This window comes from Rhodoferax sp. TH121 (assembly GCF_002251855.1).
Classification (GTDB): domain Bacteria; phylum Pseudomonadota; class Gammaproteobacteria; order Burkholderiales; family Burkholderiaceae_C; genus Allorhodoferax.
This window is the reverse complement of the sequence record NZ_NOXW01000022.1, coordinates 459,212-475,516: the sequence shown is the minus strand read 5'-3', so window position 1 is coordinate 475,516 and position 16,305 is coordinate 459,212. Positions and strand designations below refer to the sequence as shown.

Genomic DNA, 16,305 nt, shown 5'->3' with positions numbered 1-16,305 from the left:
GCTCACAACCCCGCGAAATTACGAAAAACCTTCACGCCGTTGGCGTGACTCTTCTCGGGATGGAACTGCATGCCATACACATTTCGGTGCTCTACGGCGCACACCAGCTTGCGACCATAGTCGACCGTGGCAGACACATCCGCCGCGTCAGTGGTCTCGAAGTGATAGCTGTGCAGGAAGTAGAAGCCCTGGGCCTCTTCCACCCCGTCGAACAGCGATGCTCCCGGGCGCGGGGACACCGTGTTCCAGCCCATATGCGGCAACCTGGGCGACGCCGACAACGAAGAAATATCGATCTTGCGCACCCGCCCCGGGATCCAGCCTAGGCCAGGCAAAACGCCCTCCTCGCTGGATTCGGCCAAGATCTGCATGCCCACGCAGATGCCCAGCACTTTCTTGCGTCGCCCGAGCACCTGTTCGTTCAACAAAGCCATCATGCCGGACTGGTTCAGATAGCCCATCGTGGCATCGAACGCGCCCACACCGGGCAGGATGTAGCGCTCGGCCTCTTCCAGCTCTTTCACGTCCCCCGTGATCTTGTGCGGAATCCTTAGCTGCTTGTAAATGTTGGCGATCGCGCCAACATTTCCGGATCCGTAGTCGATGATCGCGATCATCGCTTGACAGCCCTCTCGACACCAAGCCACTTCAGCGTCTTTGCGCCCAGATCAAACAGCCACTCCTGGTTGCGGTAGTCCTTATAGGTCTTCAACGGCATAGTGTGATAATGACGCAGCTCATCGACCGTGATACCCAACTTTGTAGCGATGTACTCGAATTCTTCATCGATCGTGGCTGGGTCATAGGCTGGCCGCGTGAGTTTTTCCAGCGCCTCCTCGCGCGTCATCTGGCCCGTAAGAATCAGACTAGAGTACTGAACGCGGCGGGTGTCGTAGCCGAATCGCGTGGGCAGCCAGTAACCTTCGTAGAACTTGGTGAAGCGCGATTCGAAATGCTTTTGCGGATAAGGACGCCATCCGTACTTTTCCGACAAAGTCCTGATCGCGATTTCCTTAGTGTAAGGTAGCCAGTTCAGGGGCTTAACCACCTGCACACCCCGGATATAGCGCAGGTAGACCTTGTGAAACAGGACATTGCTGAACGGGTATGTCTTAAGCGCACGCGCACCGAAACGTCGGTGTATGTCCCTGATCTGCGCCATGTCGGTGCCATAGTACAGCCATTCCAGCGGGTTACGCACACACTCGGTTGCATAGTTGCCACCGTTAAGGATGTACTTAATGTTGTGCTTGTTGGCGAAGTGGTACAAGGTGGCAATAAAGGCGTGGTCTTGAGGTATATCAAGGTGCGGGACACCAGATTTGAAGAAGGCCAGCTGGAAATCGCGCATCTCCTCCCAATTAATGACCTCCGTGTACAGATCAAGCCCGAGCTTGTCCACCAGCATCTGAATGTTGTTTACAGCGATGTCGGTATTCCAGCCGCCGTCCACGTGAAAGACCAAGGGGCGCAGGCCAAACTCAGAAACAGCAAGGTGCAACAGATAGGAACTGTCCAGGCCACCGCTCATCCCGATAATGCTGTCAAAGGGTTTGCCCTCGCCCTCACGCTTGATCTTGCCTACCATTGCACGAAACAACGCGTTGCCCTGATCATCGGGGTGCCAGTTCGGCGCCACATCCCGTTTGAAACCAATGCAGTGGTCGCATACTCCGTGTTCGTCAAATACTATCTGACCATCACTGCTGTCCATCACGCAGTTACTGCATATATGGTATGAGCTCATTCCACCTCTTTACTGAATTTATCGAAAGACATGCAAAGCGCATGCCGTTCAATGATCAACCAAAAATCTTTACGAACTTCCGATATTCCTTGTGCGCCTGCCGTGCCATTTCCCATCGCTTACGAGTAGGCACATCCCTCAACGAGCCGTGACAATCGTGCTTCACTACGATGGCCGGCTCGTAATACACTTTCATACCTGCATCGCCCAACTGCTTGCTAAGGAAATACTCCTCATACATCATGAACGTCGGCGCCCAGAGTTCGTCGAATTTCTCAAAAAATCTGGGGCCGAGCAGATAACAGGAGCCATGCCCTTGGTATATGTGCTGCGGCACTCCCCATTGTCGCTCATCTCTGCGCTCCGAGAGCCAAGGCAGCATCTTCGCCGCCTTGATAACGACCATTCCGAGATAGTAGTTGGAGAAATATAGGTCGTAGAACAACTCCCGAATCTTGCCGATGCCAGAGATCACGTGAGGATTCTGATGCTGACCTTCGATCGTTACGATATCAGGGGATATCACGGCATGTCCGACCAAATGAAATAATTTTTTCTGGACTCGATCTAGAAAGTCCACCGGGAACTGCAGGTCGTTATTACCGACAATCAACCAATCAATTTCTGGAACCGCTTCGCGGAGATAACGGATACCAAGATTAAGACCCGAAAAATAGCCAAGATTCTCCTCGCTGCATATCAGAGTGACATTTCCAAAATCATCAGCAATCCTCCTAAGATCAGCCACATGCTCCGGTCCGGATGCATTATCGACAACGACGATCTGAATTTCATGCCCCGCATTGCGCAACAGGCTCTCAACCGCATGCCTGGTGTATTGCGAATTCTTGTAGTTTGTGCAAACGTACCCTATTTTCATATTCGCCCCACCGACATTCCATGCCTCGCACCTCTCTCACAGAACCACTCGTTACCCAACAGGATGACTGCAGTGATGATGCAACTCGCCAAAGCACTATTCCATATTAATAGGCTGATGATGAAAGATGTATAGAAAAAGCCGATCAGATAAATAAAGAATGAAGCTGGCAGAGCACGACACCTCCCCAAAACGAGCATCCGGAACATCGCATGAGAGATAAGCCCGAGCGCGGCCCAGAATAGGCCCGCCCCCAATAAGCCGAAGTCGTTGATCAGCCCCCGAAATATGGTGTAAATGTTTGAGTGAAGCAGGTTTTTGTATACGTAATATTCACCATAGACTCCCGGCATCACTATACGGTCATCACCCAAGAGACGAAAAAAACCCATGAATGTATAGAATCCCCCGCCATCGAAAGTATCGGAATAACTTGAAACCGCCGGCTTACCGAGCACCCAAGAAAACCAATCTGAAAATGCATACAAGTGGCCGCAACTATAAGACAAAAAATACATGATCATTTGCTCGATCTCTTGACCAGTATCTAAATAATTATTTCCTATGCGCGCAAGAAAGGCGAATGACACCATACCAAGCAGAATGACTGCAACAAGCAGAAGTTTGACCCAAGAAATCTGGCCAAATAATTTCCGGTCATTGTTGCTGACTTTGCAAACCAGAATACCCCCCCAAAACAGGGCCATAGCCAGAAAAAGCGTTCCCTTGTTACCCTCTACCAACATCGCCAGTATAGATGGTGCCATCGCAAATATAACCACCGAAACCGCCGCATCATCCTTGCGCCGAGCGCCGTACAACAAACCGCCGAGAGCCGCCGCTGGGTAGGTCAACACCACTCCGAGTTGTGAAACGATATTTTTCGACACCTCACCTCGAACTCTCATCGTTAAGTATTTGACTGCGGTTTGATAGAAATCAAAAACAATCTCCCGTAGCGTGAATCCCTGTAAACTCCAATTCACGATCATGCAGGTGATGGCCGTCAAGCTAAGCACGTAAAAGGTCAATTGCAGAAAAATGGTGTCATATCGAATGGGAGAGACGGCTGACTCCCCAGCCTGGTATAACTTACGCCAATTAAAAATCAGTGCCGAGAACGAAAATGCCAAACAGCTCACCAGGATGAAACCAATCGCCATTGGCTCGACTGGCACTTGGAACATCAACACTAAAGGGATAAAAGTATATGCAAACCAAAACAGCCCTAATATACTGGCTGGAAATATCCAGGTGCCGACATGCCGCCTGACAAGCCATGCTTGCCCCAGTATCAACAAACTAAAGAAAATCGCCAGCAGCTTCTGAGAAATCATGAATGCATTCTCGTCATCTCAGTCATATATTTGGCAATCTGAAATACTGTCATTTCCGCTCCCTTGCATATTTTGTGACAACCAACCCGAACAAAAGCATCTCTGCAACCACAAAGCTGATGGCCGCACCCAACTGCGCAAATAAAAGAATTGCCAGCGAGGCCATCGCCAGATTGCAAACTCCAACAAAAAGAACAGCCCTAAAAAAAAACTTCGACGCCCCCAAACTACTCAAACCGACCATACCCAGCATGTAATTTGCCACCCCAGCGAATGCTGCAAAGGTCATGACCGAAACAAGAAATAGAATCTCTCCTCTATTTTCTAATCGTTGCAGCCAACTTAGCCTACTTTCCGCGCAGCCGTAAAAAATTGCTGCGCCAAAGAAAACACTGGCCAAAATAGCCACTTGAGGCCATGTAAGGGCCATTATCTTGCCCAGCATCACCCTGCTGGGATACATTACACCCTTTGTCAAAAACAAGACCTTCGGAAGATAGACTTGATTGATTGGACGAATTGCAGCTTGAGCCATTTTGATGATTTTTTCGGCCATCGAATAGCTTGCGATCGCCTCGCTGGAGCCACCCAACCCACCTAAAATCAAAACATTCACATCCCGATAAAAAGCTACGGAGAGATTGGAAGCAAACATGTACTTTCCGGAAGACAGCATCTGACTCAGTTCTACCCAAGTCAGCCACTCGACGTGAATTCTGAAACGGCGCATTGAGTAAATCAGAGCGAGCACAACACCGACTAAAAAAAATCCGGCAACTGCCAGCGGCACTAGCAGGTAGTTTCCCTTATCCAAGAAAAAAAATAAAATCACTACCGCCGTCAGCCTCGCACCAACCACCGTAACAGCCAAAAACGCATTGTCTTGAAGACCTTGACAGAGCCAACCCGGCTGAAGCACATAGCTTAGAGGCAGCAACAACCAGCAGATCATCAAAGGAAGCAACTGAGGATCAATTGCCCATGCAAGAAACAAAGCAATGGGCGATGTCATCAAAAACAACAACATCCGGATACCCAATATTCCGCTGAAGACTCTCGAAATCCGCCCCCCGTCACTGCTCACATCCAATCCGACAACCTGCCTCACCCCATCTATTTCAAAGCTGTAGAGAACCACAGCAACGACGAGCATGGCAATCGCTTCTGTAAGAACAATGTTTGCATATAGATCCGCTCCAACGACAGCAAGCACGTAGGGGAAGATCAATAGCGGCAACGCGGCATTGGACGCCTGAATCGCCGTTAAAGCGACTAGATTCTTTGCCCCCCCCATTTGCCGACCTCTTTCTTCTAAAACTACGCGAGGACCCGCCGCGCCAAGGTCCGGTAATCAAGCAGTTTACGCGCAATATCCAGTGATCGAGTCGACATTGACTGCAACTCTTGCTTGTTCTTTGCCAGCTCTGCGAAAGCTGCTCCCAGCCCCACATCGTCGCGAACCATCCAACCATTCCCGTCCACGAAAGGCCGATGACTGGGCACATCGGCAAGAATGACAGGGCAACGCGCACATAGACTCATCTGCATGGTGGCCGACTGAGTGCCCGGTTGAACATAAACATCAGCGCCACACAGCAGATCATTGAGCTCCTCGACTGTTTTCCAGCCTACAAACCGAATACGCGGATCTTTCGCGACCAACTCCATAGCGGCTTCGCGGACGTCTTCGTCCATAGATCCCGCAATCACAAAGCGCAGATTGACGTCCGGGATTTCCACGAAGGCACGCAAACTTTCCAAGAGGTGTTTGCGAACCCCCATCTTGCCGGACTGAAGCAGCATGACCTGATTGGACTCAATTCCGGCATCATTGCGCCCTCTGGTTCTGCGCACCTGATATTCGGCATCATCGAATACCCTCCCCCCTAAGGGGTAAAACTCAAGCTGCTCGGCGGGTACACCGTACGTTTGCCGGACAAACACAATCGTCTCCAGAGAAACACAGAGAATCTTGTCAAAATAGTTACGGCAGCGGCGGACAATCCACGCGTAATAAAGACGATGCAGAAGCCACCGAGAGAGAAAAGTTCTTGCGCTGTTGTACTGGTCTTCATGACTGTCAACATAGAGCCTAACCGCAGGATTTTCCCGTTTGTATCGGGTTACGGCATGCAGCTCCCAACCGCAAAGCCCATGAAACAAGATGACTCCAGGCTTGATCCGCTCGAGCAGTTCATGCACCCCAGGATGTAAACGCAGCTTGCGCATAACCTTGTGCGGCAAGAGCCCACGATACGGCAACCGCATAACTTGGGCGCCATCCTTGCCTATGTACGTTCCGGGTTCCAAGTATGTCAAGCAACGGTCCTGACCGAATGTCTCTGTCGAAGCAATGACAGTCACGTCATGGCCATCTAAGACATGCTGCCTGACCAACTCATTTTCCTGGTACGCGAATCCGTCAATGTAAAAACAGGATAGGCAGACATGCACGATTCTCAAAGCAGGCCCTCCTGCCTGAGCATCGCTTCCGGGTCAGTGAATCCCGGTGCCAACCGACGAAGATCCTCGTCCGGAAGCGTCCACCACGCCAACTTCAGCATCGCCAAAACAGTCTCAGGTTTGAATCGCATGCGGATCGGACGGGCCGGATTTCCCGCTACGATGGTATACGGCGGAACATCCCGGGTCACGACGCTGCCCATGCCAATCACCGCACCGTGCCCAATCGTCACCCCACCCTTTATAAGTACGTTCTCCCCGATCCACACATCACTTCCAATCACTGTTTTGGGGCGCCATTCATAGGGATGACGGGAAAACTTAGCACTGACGCTATCCCGATGCGCGAGAAACACTGGACTGGTCGAAACATATTCGATAGGGTGCCGCGCGCCACCGACGGTCACCCTGCTAGCGATCGAACAAAATGCCCCGATTTCGCAGTCAACAAAAGTGCAGTCATAGCCGCAAAATGAGTGTCGATCAAATGTTGTCCGAACGACCGTACTTCCCGATTCGATCTTCGACGTCGAATGGATCAGACTGTCTGCAATGGCACTGCCTCGAGCCTTTTTAAGTAATCTGGACAAAATGTAGCTCAGCGAAAACACTAGGCTCCTCTCGATTCGCAATATGCGAAAAATAATCTATTTTGCATGCTGTTCGTCCAGTGTCCGAACCTGGAACTCGTCGGCCCAACGCGCGACTGAGAACAACCGCCAGCACAGCCCGGTATTCAGCTGCGCATAGCGCTCATTGTCTGATACACCTTTTTTAAATATCTGGCGCAGCAATGCAGAAGAACTAATCGCCGAACGGATCTCTTGCTCATGCAACCGCATCCATTGTGTTTCCGGCGCCTCGAATCCAAACTTGTGCTTGCGCCAAACGATGTCTGGGGGCATCCGCCCTTCCATTGACTTACGCAGCAGGTATTTTCCCCAACCATCGTGCAGCTTGACTGCAGTCGATGCGGACGTCGCAAACTCCACCAGACGATAGTCAAGAAAGGGGAGTCGCGTCTCTATCGAGTGCGCCATTGAGTTCTTGTCCTCGTAACGGAGCAGCGCGGGCAGATTAGTGCGTTCGATTTCCTGCTTTTGCATCCCAAAGAGTCCGTCATACACTCTGGTGGAACCGCCCGCTACGCGGATGAGCGGATCAAACTCCGGCCGGAATAGCGACAACTGATCCCTATTGGCCATACGCCGTAAACCGGGGGCGTGAAAATACAGCAGGTTACGCAACAAGGCTCTAAAGGCTCCCCTCCGGCCATTGCGACGTATCCCCGTAAGGACCCCGAACGCTTGTGCAGGTCGCCCATCCATTAGAGACTGCAGTAAGTGGTCAGCAAAGTAACGGTCGTACCCTAGCAGGGCCTCATCGCCACCCTGCCCGTCCAGCAGAACGGGAATGCCGGCGCGCCTAGCCTCACGCATGACGAAGTACTGCATGACTATGGAGGCACTGGCGAACGGCTCTTCCTGCGCCCTGACTACAGCATCGATCGTATCTCGAAACTCTATATAACCCGGCTTAACCGTAATCCAGTCCAACCCGGAATTCTCGACAATCCGGCATGCAAACTGTGATTCGTCCGTGGCCGGGTCTTCGCTGATAGCCGTAATGGCAGAAAAAGCCTGATTGCTCTGCCGCCCGTAGGCTTCCGCAGCCAGAGTCGCAATGCTCGAGCTGTCCAAGCCTCCGCTCAGACAGGTCCCTACCCTTACGTCCGACCGCAAGCGAAGACGGATCGAATCCTGGAACAAACCTTGAAAGGTTTCCAAGGCTGCCCCAAAATCGAGTTCGGAGTAATTGGCCTTTGCTTCTAGACTGTAATAGCGTTTGACCGTATATTTCCTCGCGGTCAGATCGAATACGAGGTTATGCCCACCAGGCAGTTTGCAGACACCAGCGTAGAAAGTACGCTGCGGGTCTTCTGCCATGCGCGCAGCCAAGAAAGAGAACAGAACACCAGCGTCCGCTTCCACTTTTGGCAACAAGGGCAGCAGTTGACGGATCTCCGAGCCAAAGACAAAGCTTCCGGCGGACTCCGCGTAATAGAAGGGCTTGACACCAAACCGATCCCGAGAGCAGAAGACTATGCCGCGCTGCGGATCGTGAATAGCAAAGGCCCACATGCCGTTGAACCGCTCGACGCAGGCTTGTCCCCAACAGTCATAGGCCTTGAGGATGACCTCGGTATCAGTGCCGGAGCGGAATTGATACCCACGTTTGGCCAACTCCTGGCGCAGCTCCAAGTAGTTGTAAATTTCTCCGTTGTAGCTGATGACGCAGCCGGATTCTGCATCCACCATGGGCTGGCGCCCCAATTCGGACAGATCCAAGATAGAAAGTCGACGATGCCCCAGCGCAACTGGCCCCTGCCGCCATATGCCTTGGCCGTCCGGCCCGCGGTGCGCAACCGCATCCGTCATGCGCTGGATCAATTCAACGGGCACCTCTTTACCGAGGGAAGAAATATAGCCGGCTATTCCACACATATCAGGGTGTACCGATCGGCTCAGGAATTAGGGTGCAAAACGACGCCTTTGGCGCGCAACCAATCTCGCACTGCCGTCTTGAAGTTAAATAGTGCGAAATTCGACGGATAGTCTCGATAGGTCTTGGGCGTCTGGGCCATGATCTGGGCGAACTCATCCTCGGAGAGATCGAGTTTCTTCAGGATGTATTCCGTGTCCTTCTCCGCCTGCTTCACATTCACTACGTCGCCGGCCAGTGAGGTTAGGGCCTGATCACGCGTCGTCTGCCCGGAAAGGATTAGGCTGGAGAGGTAGGCCCTCCGCTCGTCGTAACCAAACTTGCGAGGGCGATAATAGAGTTGCTGCCATTTCGTGAAACGCGACTCGAAGTGCTTGCCGCCGTAGTATTGGAAGTCTAGCTCTCGCTCCAAGAGCGCTATGGCCTCGTCCTTAACGTATGGCATGAAATTCAGCGGGCGGACCACCCGCATGCGCTTGACGTAACGGTTCCAGAAGTAATAGCGGAAGAAGCCCACACGTGGGAAGGTCTTCAGCGGACCACTGCCGAAGCGTTGGTGAATCGCCTCCAGATGACGTAGATCCATAGCGTTGTAGGCCCACTCCTCTGGCATCACCGACTCGGTCGCGATGTTGCCGCCACTGAGAACATAGCGCAAACCGTACGACTGCGCATTGCTGTACAAGGCTGCGAAGAAGGCGTGATCTTGCGGGACATCCTGGTTGGCTAGGCCGGCACGAACGAAGGCGCGCTGCAAATCGCGCATCTCCTTCCAATCGACCACATAGGTGTGCAGGTCGATGTCGAGCTTGCGCACAATGTTTTCGATATTGCGAGTCGCCAACTCCGAGTTCCATCCGCCGTCGACGTGGACGGCCAATAAACGCAGACCCAGCTCCTTACGCGCCACATAGGCGAGATAAGAACTGTCGACCCCACCGCTCAAACCTATAGCGCAGTCATAGGGCTTGCCCCGCCCCTCTTCCTTGATCTGGTCCACGATCTGATCCAGCATGCGCCGCCCGCTCTCTTCGGGATTCCACTGCGGCCGCAGATTCTCGTCGAAATTGCGGCAATGGTTGCAAACTCCGGCACCATCGAATTCGATGTCCGGATCGCTGGTATCCATGATGCAGCGTGTACAGATCTGATAAGCCATAGGACTAGATTCTTTCGAGGCGTTCATTGTCTTATTGTCGCCTGTCGTTCAACATACGACTCAGTTCGCCCGCGCAAACCTCACCGAAACGGCCAAAATTCACCCAGTCACGCACGCGTTCCCGCCGGATCTGCTCAGCCCATTGCGCCGGGTCATGCGCAAGATGCCGTAAGCCCGACACCACATCTTCCAGCTCTGCGGGAACAACCAAGCCGATACGCTCACGAACAGACAGCTCCAGGGGCGTCGGGCCCAACTCACGCCATCCGGGATTGAGTACCTTCGGCGGCACATCCACGTAAAGGACGGGGCGCTCGCGGATGAAGGCGAACTCCATCGCAAAACCCGAGTAGTCAGCGATCATCATGTCGGCGTCCCACAGGGCCCGGCTTTCCTCCACCGAGTTTTCAAGCGTGAACAAGGGGTGGTCCCGACAGGCATGCACCAGAGGGGTGATCTGCGCATCGCCGTAGATGAAAAAGGAGGGGTGGGGGCGCAGCGTCACACGATAGCCCTCGGCCAGAAGACGCGCGAACAGCGGCCCGCCCATGATTTCGAGGATGTTGCCCGCGCCCCATGATGGGCCAATCAGCACGTGCATACGCCCATCAGTGCGGGGCGGACCGTCAGGTCGAGTCGTGGCCAACCGCTCGAATTTTCCGTACCCGACCAGCAGCGGCCGACGATCGGTCACGCCCGCGTGCCGGTTCATCGCCTCGATTTCCGCGCGATGATGTTCGCCGCAGCAAAATACGTCGGTATAACCGTCGAAGGTGCCGGCAGGATAAACCATGTGCAGGCTCACCAGTGAATGTGGCACTGCAACCCTGCGCACGCTACCCCGCGGCATGCGATTCGCCGTCAGCCCGCTGGTGGCCGTCACCATGATGCGCGCACGGACGAAACGCAGCAAATGGACCGTTATGTCCACATAGCAAGCACCATCTGGCACTACAAGGCCTGGGCCGGCAAAGGCGCAGCGCATGCCGCGCGCCACGGCGCGCTCGTAGGCTGGGAGCACCCATTGCAGATCCACTTGGCTGCCAGCCACAAAGAGGATGTCCGGCGCGCTACCCATCCAGTGCCATAACAGCGAAAACAAATCACGACGCATTCGCGACCCCAATGCGTACTTAAGAGCGCGCCGCATGTTGACGTCCAATTACCTTGTGCTCGATGAGCACAATGTTGATGTCGCGCAGCAGAAGCGCGTAGCGCAGACAGCCGAGGACCGAAAAGAGAACAAAACCGATCCAGGGATTGCCCAGCAAGATCGCCAGTCCAAAGGACAGCACGGAAATTCCAAAGTACTGCACCTGCGTCTTCAACTCGTACTGCTGCCTGGAAAATACGTTTAGTGCCACCGACTGCGTCGTCACGTAAAGCATGGCGGCAAAGAAAGGAGCAAAGACCATCGAAACCCATCCTGCTGTCACCCACTGCGGCCCCAGCACATAACGGAAGGCCAGCGGGTAAATCAGCGCAATGCCGGCACCCGCCGCCACAGCCGCATAGCCGATATGCTGGCGGGCCCTGACGAACTGGCGAAACATTTCTTCATTGCCGGTACGAGCGGCCTCAGCCAGAAAACCGTAGAAGACTTGGTACAAGGTTCCCCCCACCAGCCCTACGGGACCGAAACCGAAACGCAGTACATATGCGTACTGCGCTGCCAACTCCGAGCCGAAGCTGTGGCCGATCACCAGCACCGGCAGGTTGTAGGCCACTAGATTAAGCAGATTGGACGGCATCAAGTACAACGGCGCATTGGCTGATTTACGCAGCGTAACGCGCATCTGGACCACAGTATGCGCGGCCGTGAGCAGGTTACGCGGAAAGGTAAAAGCTGCATAGAGCAGTCCCAGCACCAGCGTGAGGCCAGACTGCCAGGTGATCAAACGATCGATGTCTTGCACGCCAGCCCCAACGAAGGTCGCCAGCAGCACGACCATCAGGAGCGGAGGCGCCATGCGAGCGGCAGCGACCCAGCGAAAGCGGTTGTTGCGCACGTTGTACATCTCCGCCAAGCGCAGCACCATTGCGCCTGCCACCCACAAGCCCACTGCGAGCGCATGCCCGTAGGACAGCATAGCGGCCAGCAACCCGAGCAGCAGAGCCATGGGCAGCAACAACAGCAGCAAAGCCTTGAGGAACGGCCCCAGGTCCTCGTCGGAGGCTGCCGGGATCAACATCTCGTAGCCAAGCACCGCCACGGGCGCCAAGGTGCCGACAATGGCGGAAAACACGCTGTACAAGCCGACGTCGGTCAAGGTGTAGATCTTGGCGAGGACCACAAAGTTGAGCAGTTGAATTCCTTGCGCTAGTACCGTGCCAGAAGTCAACGCACCCAGGCGGCGCAACAGCGCCGAACGATGCCAGCGCTGCTTCCAAACCGCAATCAAGCCCCCTGCCATGAATCTGCCCTGCTCACTTGCAAAGCTGGGCCAGCACGCGTCCGCGCAGCTCCGGGTGCATGGTGTAGTAATGACCACCGTTGGCATGCGGCTGCACGTCCGCCTCCAGATTGGCCAAATCTTGGTCCGGCGACATGCGCTCCAGCACAGACACCAACAGGGATGCGCGCAGGTGAGGGTCGTAGCACTGCAAGAGCGCATGGTACAGCGCCGCGGGTTCGGCGCGTAGGCCCGGCCAGCGCGGCGACTCATACTCTGCCGTGGCGATCAGTCGGCCCGTGTCAATACCCGCATCCATGTAGAAGCAGCTCGCCCCAGGGCGCCCGCGCGCTATGAGTGACCACAACAGGCCATCAGAACCGCGAACGTGGGGCACCACGCCAGGGTGGATATGCAGGATGCGGAAGTCCTGCTGGAACAATACGGCCGGTACGCGACCACCCGAACAATAAAGGAAAGTCCGGACCCCGCAACCGCGCATGACATCCAATAGCCGCGGATCTGCATAGCTGTCGACTGTCAGACGTAGCACCCGATCCGCCGCAGTCTCATAATCTGGCTCTCTGCCGGGCGTCAACTCCACTGGCCAGCCCTGTTGAATCGTGGCTGCTAAGTGAGCTGGTACGCGAGCGACGTTATTGCGGCGCACACGCAATAAGCGCGCGGCCAGCCCCTTCCCCAGCACACCACGCAGTTGCTGCGCCCGCAGCCCCTCCCCCACATAGTCCACGGCCAGCACCAGCGCCGGCCGCATGCCGTGCAAGCGCAGATAGGCGAGATAAGCTCCGGTCACAGGGCATCCGCCGCGAAAGGCCAGAAGGGCTAAGGGTATCGTTCTCATGCCAGAGATGGTGTTGGAGGCACCATGGCATTCAGTGTTGATATCGCCAAGGCACGCACATCCTCTCGAAAGACGCAATCATCTCGTTCTAGTACCCCGTCAACTAGCTTGAGAGCCGAATTCAGGTACCGGGCATCGTGCCAGATCAGGGCCGCCTTAAGGAGCAGCACGGATAAGCGCTGGACAGCTGCAGACGATAGCAGTGTCGATGTAGCCGGACGCGACAGGTCGGCAAGGTAGAGTCGGTACAGCTTTCGTGGCACCTCGATTTTCTTGCGAATACGGTCCAGTTGCACTTCCATTGCAGGGTTTAGTTCATGCCAAGCCGGATCGTACAAAGCGCTCTCCAGATCAAACACAACATCAGAGTCCTGCGCCCATTTGCACTCTTCGTTTGCAACCACTTGAGACGTATGCAACCAAGCATCTACCCTTGAAAGGAGCCTGGCGTCAGCCACTTCAGCACATGCGACAGAGCAGATCACACTCATCCCTTGCGATAGACCAGCGCAACACGCCACTGTACGGCTTCTTGCTCACCACCCACTTTGAAAAAAGTTCCAGCCTCGAAATAACGGCGGGCAAAAGGCCGCAAGGACCAATGCATGCTGAAGGGGCCGTGATCCCAATAAAAAGACCCTTCATCGAAACGGGCGCACGAAAACATACCGGCTGCTTCAGCTGCCTCATTCAAATGAGCTTCCGTATACTGTCGCAAATAGGTGTAGTCATCGAACATCCAGCGCAGCAGCACTGCGCGAGAAGCCGGACTGAAGGAGACATAGAGCAACCCTCCCGGGGCCAAAAGAGATGACAGACTTCGCATCAACCCGGGAACATCCAAACAGAAGCCAATCGAGTAGCGTACAAAAATGAAATCGAACGCCCCCCCATCTGTTCCGGCTTTGCGAACAATATCGTCTGAGTTGAAATCGTAAGTCAGGGTATTGACGCCGAGATGGTCCGTCATCGCACGCGCCACGTCATCCGCAAAAGCCGAGACCCGGATATTCGCCCCAGCATGCATCAGATCCTGCGCAAAGAAGCCAGGCTCCCCACTGATTTCCAGCACGCGCTTGCCGGACCAGTCCTCCAAAAGTCCCGCACTGCGTAACTCCGATGTCACCATGTCAGACTGGCCCGCCCATGGCCCACGCTCACCCGATGCAAGCTGCGCGGAGTAATATCGATAGAAATCGACGCCCTGCTTTTTGCGTCCAAGCGAAGACAGGAAGCCATTAAGCTTCGGAACGCAACGAAACAATGGAAGCAGCGCCGAGACCAACCCTTCATATGGATAACGATCTTTTTGATGGCGGGAGTAACACCCGCAGCTCTCACAAAAATGCCATGTCGACTTATACGTGTCGATCTCACTTACCGTACCAGTTCTATGACAAATGGAGCAGGCCAACTCCTTGCGAAAAAATGGGGGCTTCATCATGCTGATTCCATCAAGTTATAAAAAGTTGCAAGAGAACCGTTCACTGCCATGGCCTCGTAACGCTCAAGATCGCTGACACTGTCGACTTCCAGCCAGCCGTTGTCGGTCTCGGCCACGCGAACGTCCCAGGCATGATCGATTAGGTACTGGATGAAGCTGGTCATGTACATGTTGTCGAAGTCCTTGCCGTCGTACATCGCAGCGCGATCCATCGAGGCGTAGACCTGCTTGAACTTCGCCACATGGTCAGCGCGTATCTTGATCAGCCCCATGTACTGGCCTTCGATCTCGCTGTAATCGCGCGGCTTCTTCCCCAGCTCAAGCAGACGTCCGGCCGGGCCAAGCTTGAGCGTCTCGGCGTCGGTCAGCGGATCGTCCAGACGCAGGCGCCAGTAGCGCAGCCACTGCCGGTCGATCATCACTGTGACCGGCGCATCGACTGCGAGCAGGGACGACAGCACACGCTGTTCGTAGACGATGTCGCCGTAGCAAATCAGCAAATCCTGTCCGTCGACCATGAGGTTCGCGGCGGTGAACAAGGTCGCAACCATGTTGGTCAAGGCGTAGCGCGGATTCACGCATGTAGCGAAACCACGGGCAGCGATCTGATCGGAACGGTAGCCGGAGACCACCGTCAGGTCATGAACGCCCGAGCGACGCAGAACCTTGGCCTGTCGCTCCAGCAAGCTCTTGCCGGCAAGCTCAACCAGGCACTTGGGGCGATCGTCCGTCAGAGGGCGCAGCCGGGTACCCTGGCCGGCGGCTAGTATCAAGGCTTTCATTTCAGACTCCTTCGGCAGACATATATAAATGCATCAAAAGGTGATGCAATCTGCGGACTGCCCATTGATGTATATCCATTTCGTAGATTCATCGAGCAATGGTTAGCCCCAGCGCAGTGGAAAGGAATGCCACTGTGGCTGGCGCTAGCTCAGTCTCGCGCTCAGGATGCCAGACGATGGCATTGACTCTCGCCTGCAGAGAACGGAACGCCTCCACCGTGCCATCAGGCGCCCAGGCCAGCGCCTCCAGGCCAGGCGCCAGGCCATCTGCGGGAATGGCCCAGCCATGGTAGCTATTGACCTCTTCCGGGCGATCCCAGCAAGCTAGCGGCGTGTCGACCCAGACGAGCTCATGACGGGTACCCGCATGCCCAGGCGCCCGCACTAGGCGACCATCACACAAGTGGTTGATCAGCTGCGCACCGCGGCAGACGCCAAGCACCGGCTTGCCACGCTGCAGAAAATGGCGGTAGGCCTCTGCCTCGAATCGGTCACGCTCAGGGGCACCGTCGGCCGCATCGGGCAGCATGGAAAGGTCATTGCCGCCGGTAAGAATCAAAGCATCCAAACCAAGCGCATCTAGATAGGCATCCACGTCCCGTACGCTGTTGGACAGCGGCAGCGGACAGCCCCCCAATCGCTCGATGAGCGCGGCCCAGCGCTGGTCTAACATATCGCGTCGTTCGGCGTAGCCCTGCACAGGGTGCGAGCGCTGAGTCAATCCAATACGTTTCAT

Annotated in this window: 16 protein-coding genes; all 16 read right to left on the bottom strand. The window is 54.9% G+C overall.

Annotated features, from left to right (window positions below; translation table 11 throughout):
* Positions 1-2: 2 nt before the first annotated feature.
* Positions 3-617, bottom strand: a complete 615-nt coding sequence (gene hisH / locus CHU94_RS16590; protein ID WP_094481908.1) for an imidazole glycerol phosphate synthase subunit HisH — start codon at positions 615-617, stop codon at positions 3-5.
* Positions 614-1,747: an N-acetyl sugar amidotransferase gene (locus CHU94_RS16585; protein ID WP_094481906.1), complete on the bottom strand. Its 1,134-nt coding sequence runs from the start codon at positions 1,745-1,747 to the stop codon at positions 614-616. Before CHU94_RS16585 ends, hisH begins: the two co-directional genes overlap by 4 nt.
* Positions 1,748-1,802: 55 nt before the next feature.
* Positions 1,803-2,627 carry a glycosyltransferase family 2 protein gene (locus tag CHU94_RS16580; RefSeq protein WP_094481904.1) on the bottom strand — a complete coding sequence of 275 codons (825 nt, stop codon included), beginning with the start codon at positions 2,625-2,627 and terminating at the stop codon, positions 1,803-1,805.
* Positions 2,624-3,964, bottom strand: a complete 1,341-nt coding sequence (locus CHU94_RS16575; protein WP_094481902.1) for an O-antigen polymerase — start codon at positions 3,962-3,964, stop codon at positions 2,624-2,626. The genes CHU94_RS16580 and CHU94_RS16575 overlap by 4 nt, the downstream gene beginning before the upstream one ends.
* Before the next feature lie 49 nt (positions 3,965-4,013).
* On the bottom strand, positions 4,014-5,258 hold the full coding sequence (locus CHU94_RS16570) for an oligosaccharide flippase family protein (RefSeq protein ID WP_094481900.1): 1,245 nt from the start codon (positions 5,256-5,258) through the stop codon (positions 4,014-4,016).
* A gap of 23 nt (positions 5,259-5,281) precedes the next feature.
* Complete coding sequence (locus CHU94_RS16565) at positions 5,282-6,418, bottom strand: glycosyltransferase family 4 protein (RefSeq protein ID WP_255034044.1); 1,137 nt, start codon at positions 6,416-6,418, stop codon at positions 5,282-5,284.
* 5 nt (positions 6,419-6,423) lie between these two features.
* Positions 6,424-7,038 (bottom strand): CatB-related O-acetyltransferase, encoded by a 615-nt coding sequence (locus tag CHU94_RS19665; RefSeq protein ID WP_303396089.1) that lies wholly within the window; start codon positions 7,036-7,038, stop codon positions 6,424-6,426.
* Between the two features lie 36 nt (positions 7,039-7,074).
* Positions 7,075-8,931 (bottom strand): asparagine synthase (glutamine-hydrolyzing), encoded by a 1,857-nt coding sequence (asnB, locus tag CHU94_RS16555; RefSeq protein ID WP_094481896.1) that lies wholly within the window; start codon positions 8,929-8,931, stop codon positions 7,075-7,077.
* 20 nt (positions 8,932-8,951) lie between these two features.
* Positions 8,952-10,088 (bottom strand): N-acetyl sugar amidotransferase, encoded by a 1,137-nt coding sequence (locus CHU94_RS16550; RefSeq protein ID WP_217901330.1) that lies wholly within the window; start codon positions 10,086-10,088, stop codon positions 8,952-8,954.
* A 31-nt stretch (positions 10,089-10,119) separates the two neighbouring features.
* Entirely contained in the window at positions 10,120-11,202 is a 1,083-nt protein-coding gene (locus tag CHU94_RS16545) for a hypothetical protein (protein WP_141211485.1), read from the bottom strand.
* Positions 11,203-11,221: 19 nt separating this feature from the next.
* Positions 11,222-12,502 (bottom strand): lipopolysaccharide biosynthesis protein, encoded by a 1,281-nt coding sequence (locus CHU94_RS16540; RefSeq protein ID WP_094481890.1) that lies wholly within the window; start codon positions 12,500-12,502, stop codon positions 11,222-11,224.
* Positions 12,503-12,515: 13 nt separating this feature from the next.
* Entirely contained in the window at positions 12,516-13,295 is a 780-nt protein-coding gene (locus CHU94_RS19125; RefSeq protein ID WP_141211484.1) for a hypothetical protein, read from the bottom strand.
* A 44-nt stretch (positions 13,296-13,339) separates the two neighbouring features.
* Entirely contained in the window at positions 13,340-13,702 is a 363-nt protein-coding gene (locus CHU94_RS16530; protein WP_141211483.1) for a hypothetical protein, read from the bottom strand.
* Between the two features lie 128 nt (positions 13,703-13,830).
* Positions 13,831-14,787, bottom strand: coding sequence for a bifunctional 2-polyprenyl-6-hydroxyphenol methylase/3-demethylubiquinol 3-O-methyltransferase UbiG (locus CHU94_RS16525; protein ID WP_094481884.1), 957 nt, complete (start codon positions 14,785-14,787; stop codon positions 13,831-13,833).
* Positions 14,784-15,569 carry an NTP transferase domain-containing protein gene (locus tag CHU94_RS16520; protein ID WP_094481882.1) on the bottom strand — a complete coding sequence of 262 codons (786 nt, stop codon included), beginning with the start codon at positions 15,567-15,569 and terminating at the stop codon, positions 14,784-14,786. The genes CHU94_RS16525 and CHU94_RS16520 overlap by 4 nt, the downstream gene beginning before the upstream one ends.
* A gap of 88 nt (positions 15,570-15,657) precedes the next feature.
* On the bottom strand, positions 15,658-16,305 hold the full coding sequence (locus tag CHU94_RS16515) for a gamma-glutamyl-gamma-aminobutyrate hydrolase family protein (RefSeq protein ID WP_094481880.1): 648 nt from the start codon (positions 16,303-16,305) through the stop codon (positions 15,658-15,660).

Coding starts and splice junctions, on each gene's coding strand:
- asnB (WP_094481896.1), bottom strand. CDS start 8,931: ATGTGTGGAATAGCCGGCTATATTTCTTCCCTCGGTAAAGAGGTGCCC.
- CHU94_RS16575 (WP_094481902.1), bottom strand. CDS start 3,964: ATGATTTCTCAGAAGCTGCTGGCGATTTTCTTTAGTTTGTTGATACTG.
- CHU94_RS16570 (WP_094481900.1), bottom strand. CDS start 5,258: ATGGGGGGGGCAAAGAATCTAGTCGCTTTAACGGCGATTCAGGCGTCC.
- CHU94_RS16585 (WP_094481906.1), bottom strand. CDS start 1,747: ATGAGCTCATACCATATATGCAGTAACTGCGTGATGGACAGCAGTGAT.
- CHU94_RS16525 (WP_094481884.1), bottom strand. CDS start 14,787: ATGATGAAGCCCCCATTTTTTCGCAAGGAGTTGGCCTGCTCCATTTGT.
- CHU94_RS16515 (WP_094481880.1), bottom strand. CDS start 16,305: ATGAAACGTATTGGATTGACTCAGCGCTCGCACCCTGTGCAGGGCTAC.
- CHU94_RS16540 (WP_094481890.1), bottom strand. CDS start 12,502: ATGGCAGGGGGCTTGATTGCGGTTTGGAAGCAGCGCTGGCATCGTTCG.
- CHU94_RS16545 (WP_141211485.1), bottom strand. CDS start 11,202: ATGCGTCGTGATTTGTTTTCGCTGTTATGGCACTGGATGGGTAGCGCG.
- hisH (WP_094481908.1), bottom strand. CDS start 617: ATGATCGCGATCATCGACTACGGATCCGGAAATGTTGGCGCGATCGCC.
- CHU94_RS16580 (WP_094481904.1), bottom strand. CDS start 2,627: ATGAAAATAGGGTACGTTTGCACAAACTACAAGAATTCGCAATACACC.
- CHU94_RS16520 (WP_094481882.1), bottom strand. CDS start 15,569: ATGAAAGCCTTGATACTAGCCGCCGGCCAGGGTACCCGGCTGCGCCCT.
- CHU94_RS16550 (WP_217901330.1), bottom strand. CDS start 10,088: ATGGCTTATCAGATCTGTACACGCTGCATCATGGATACCAGCGATCCG.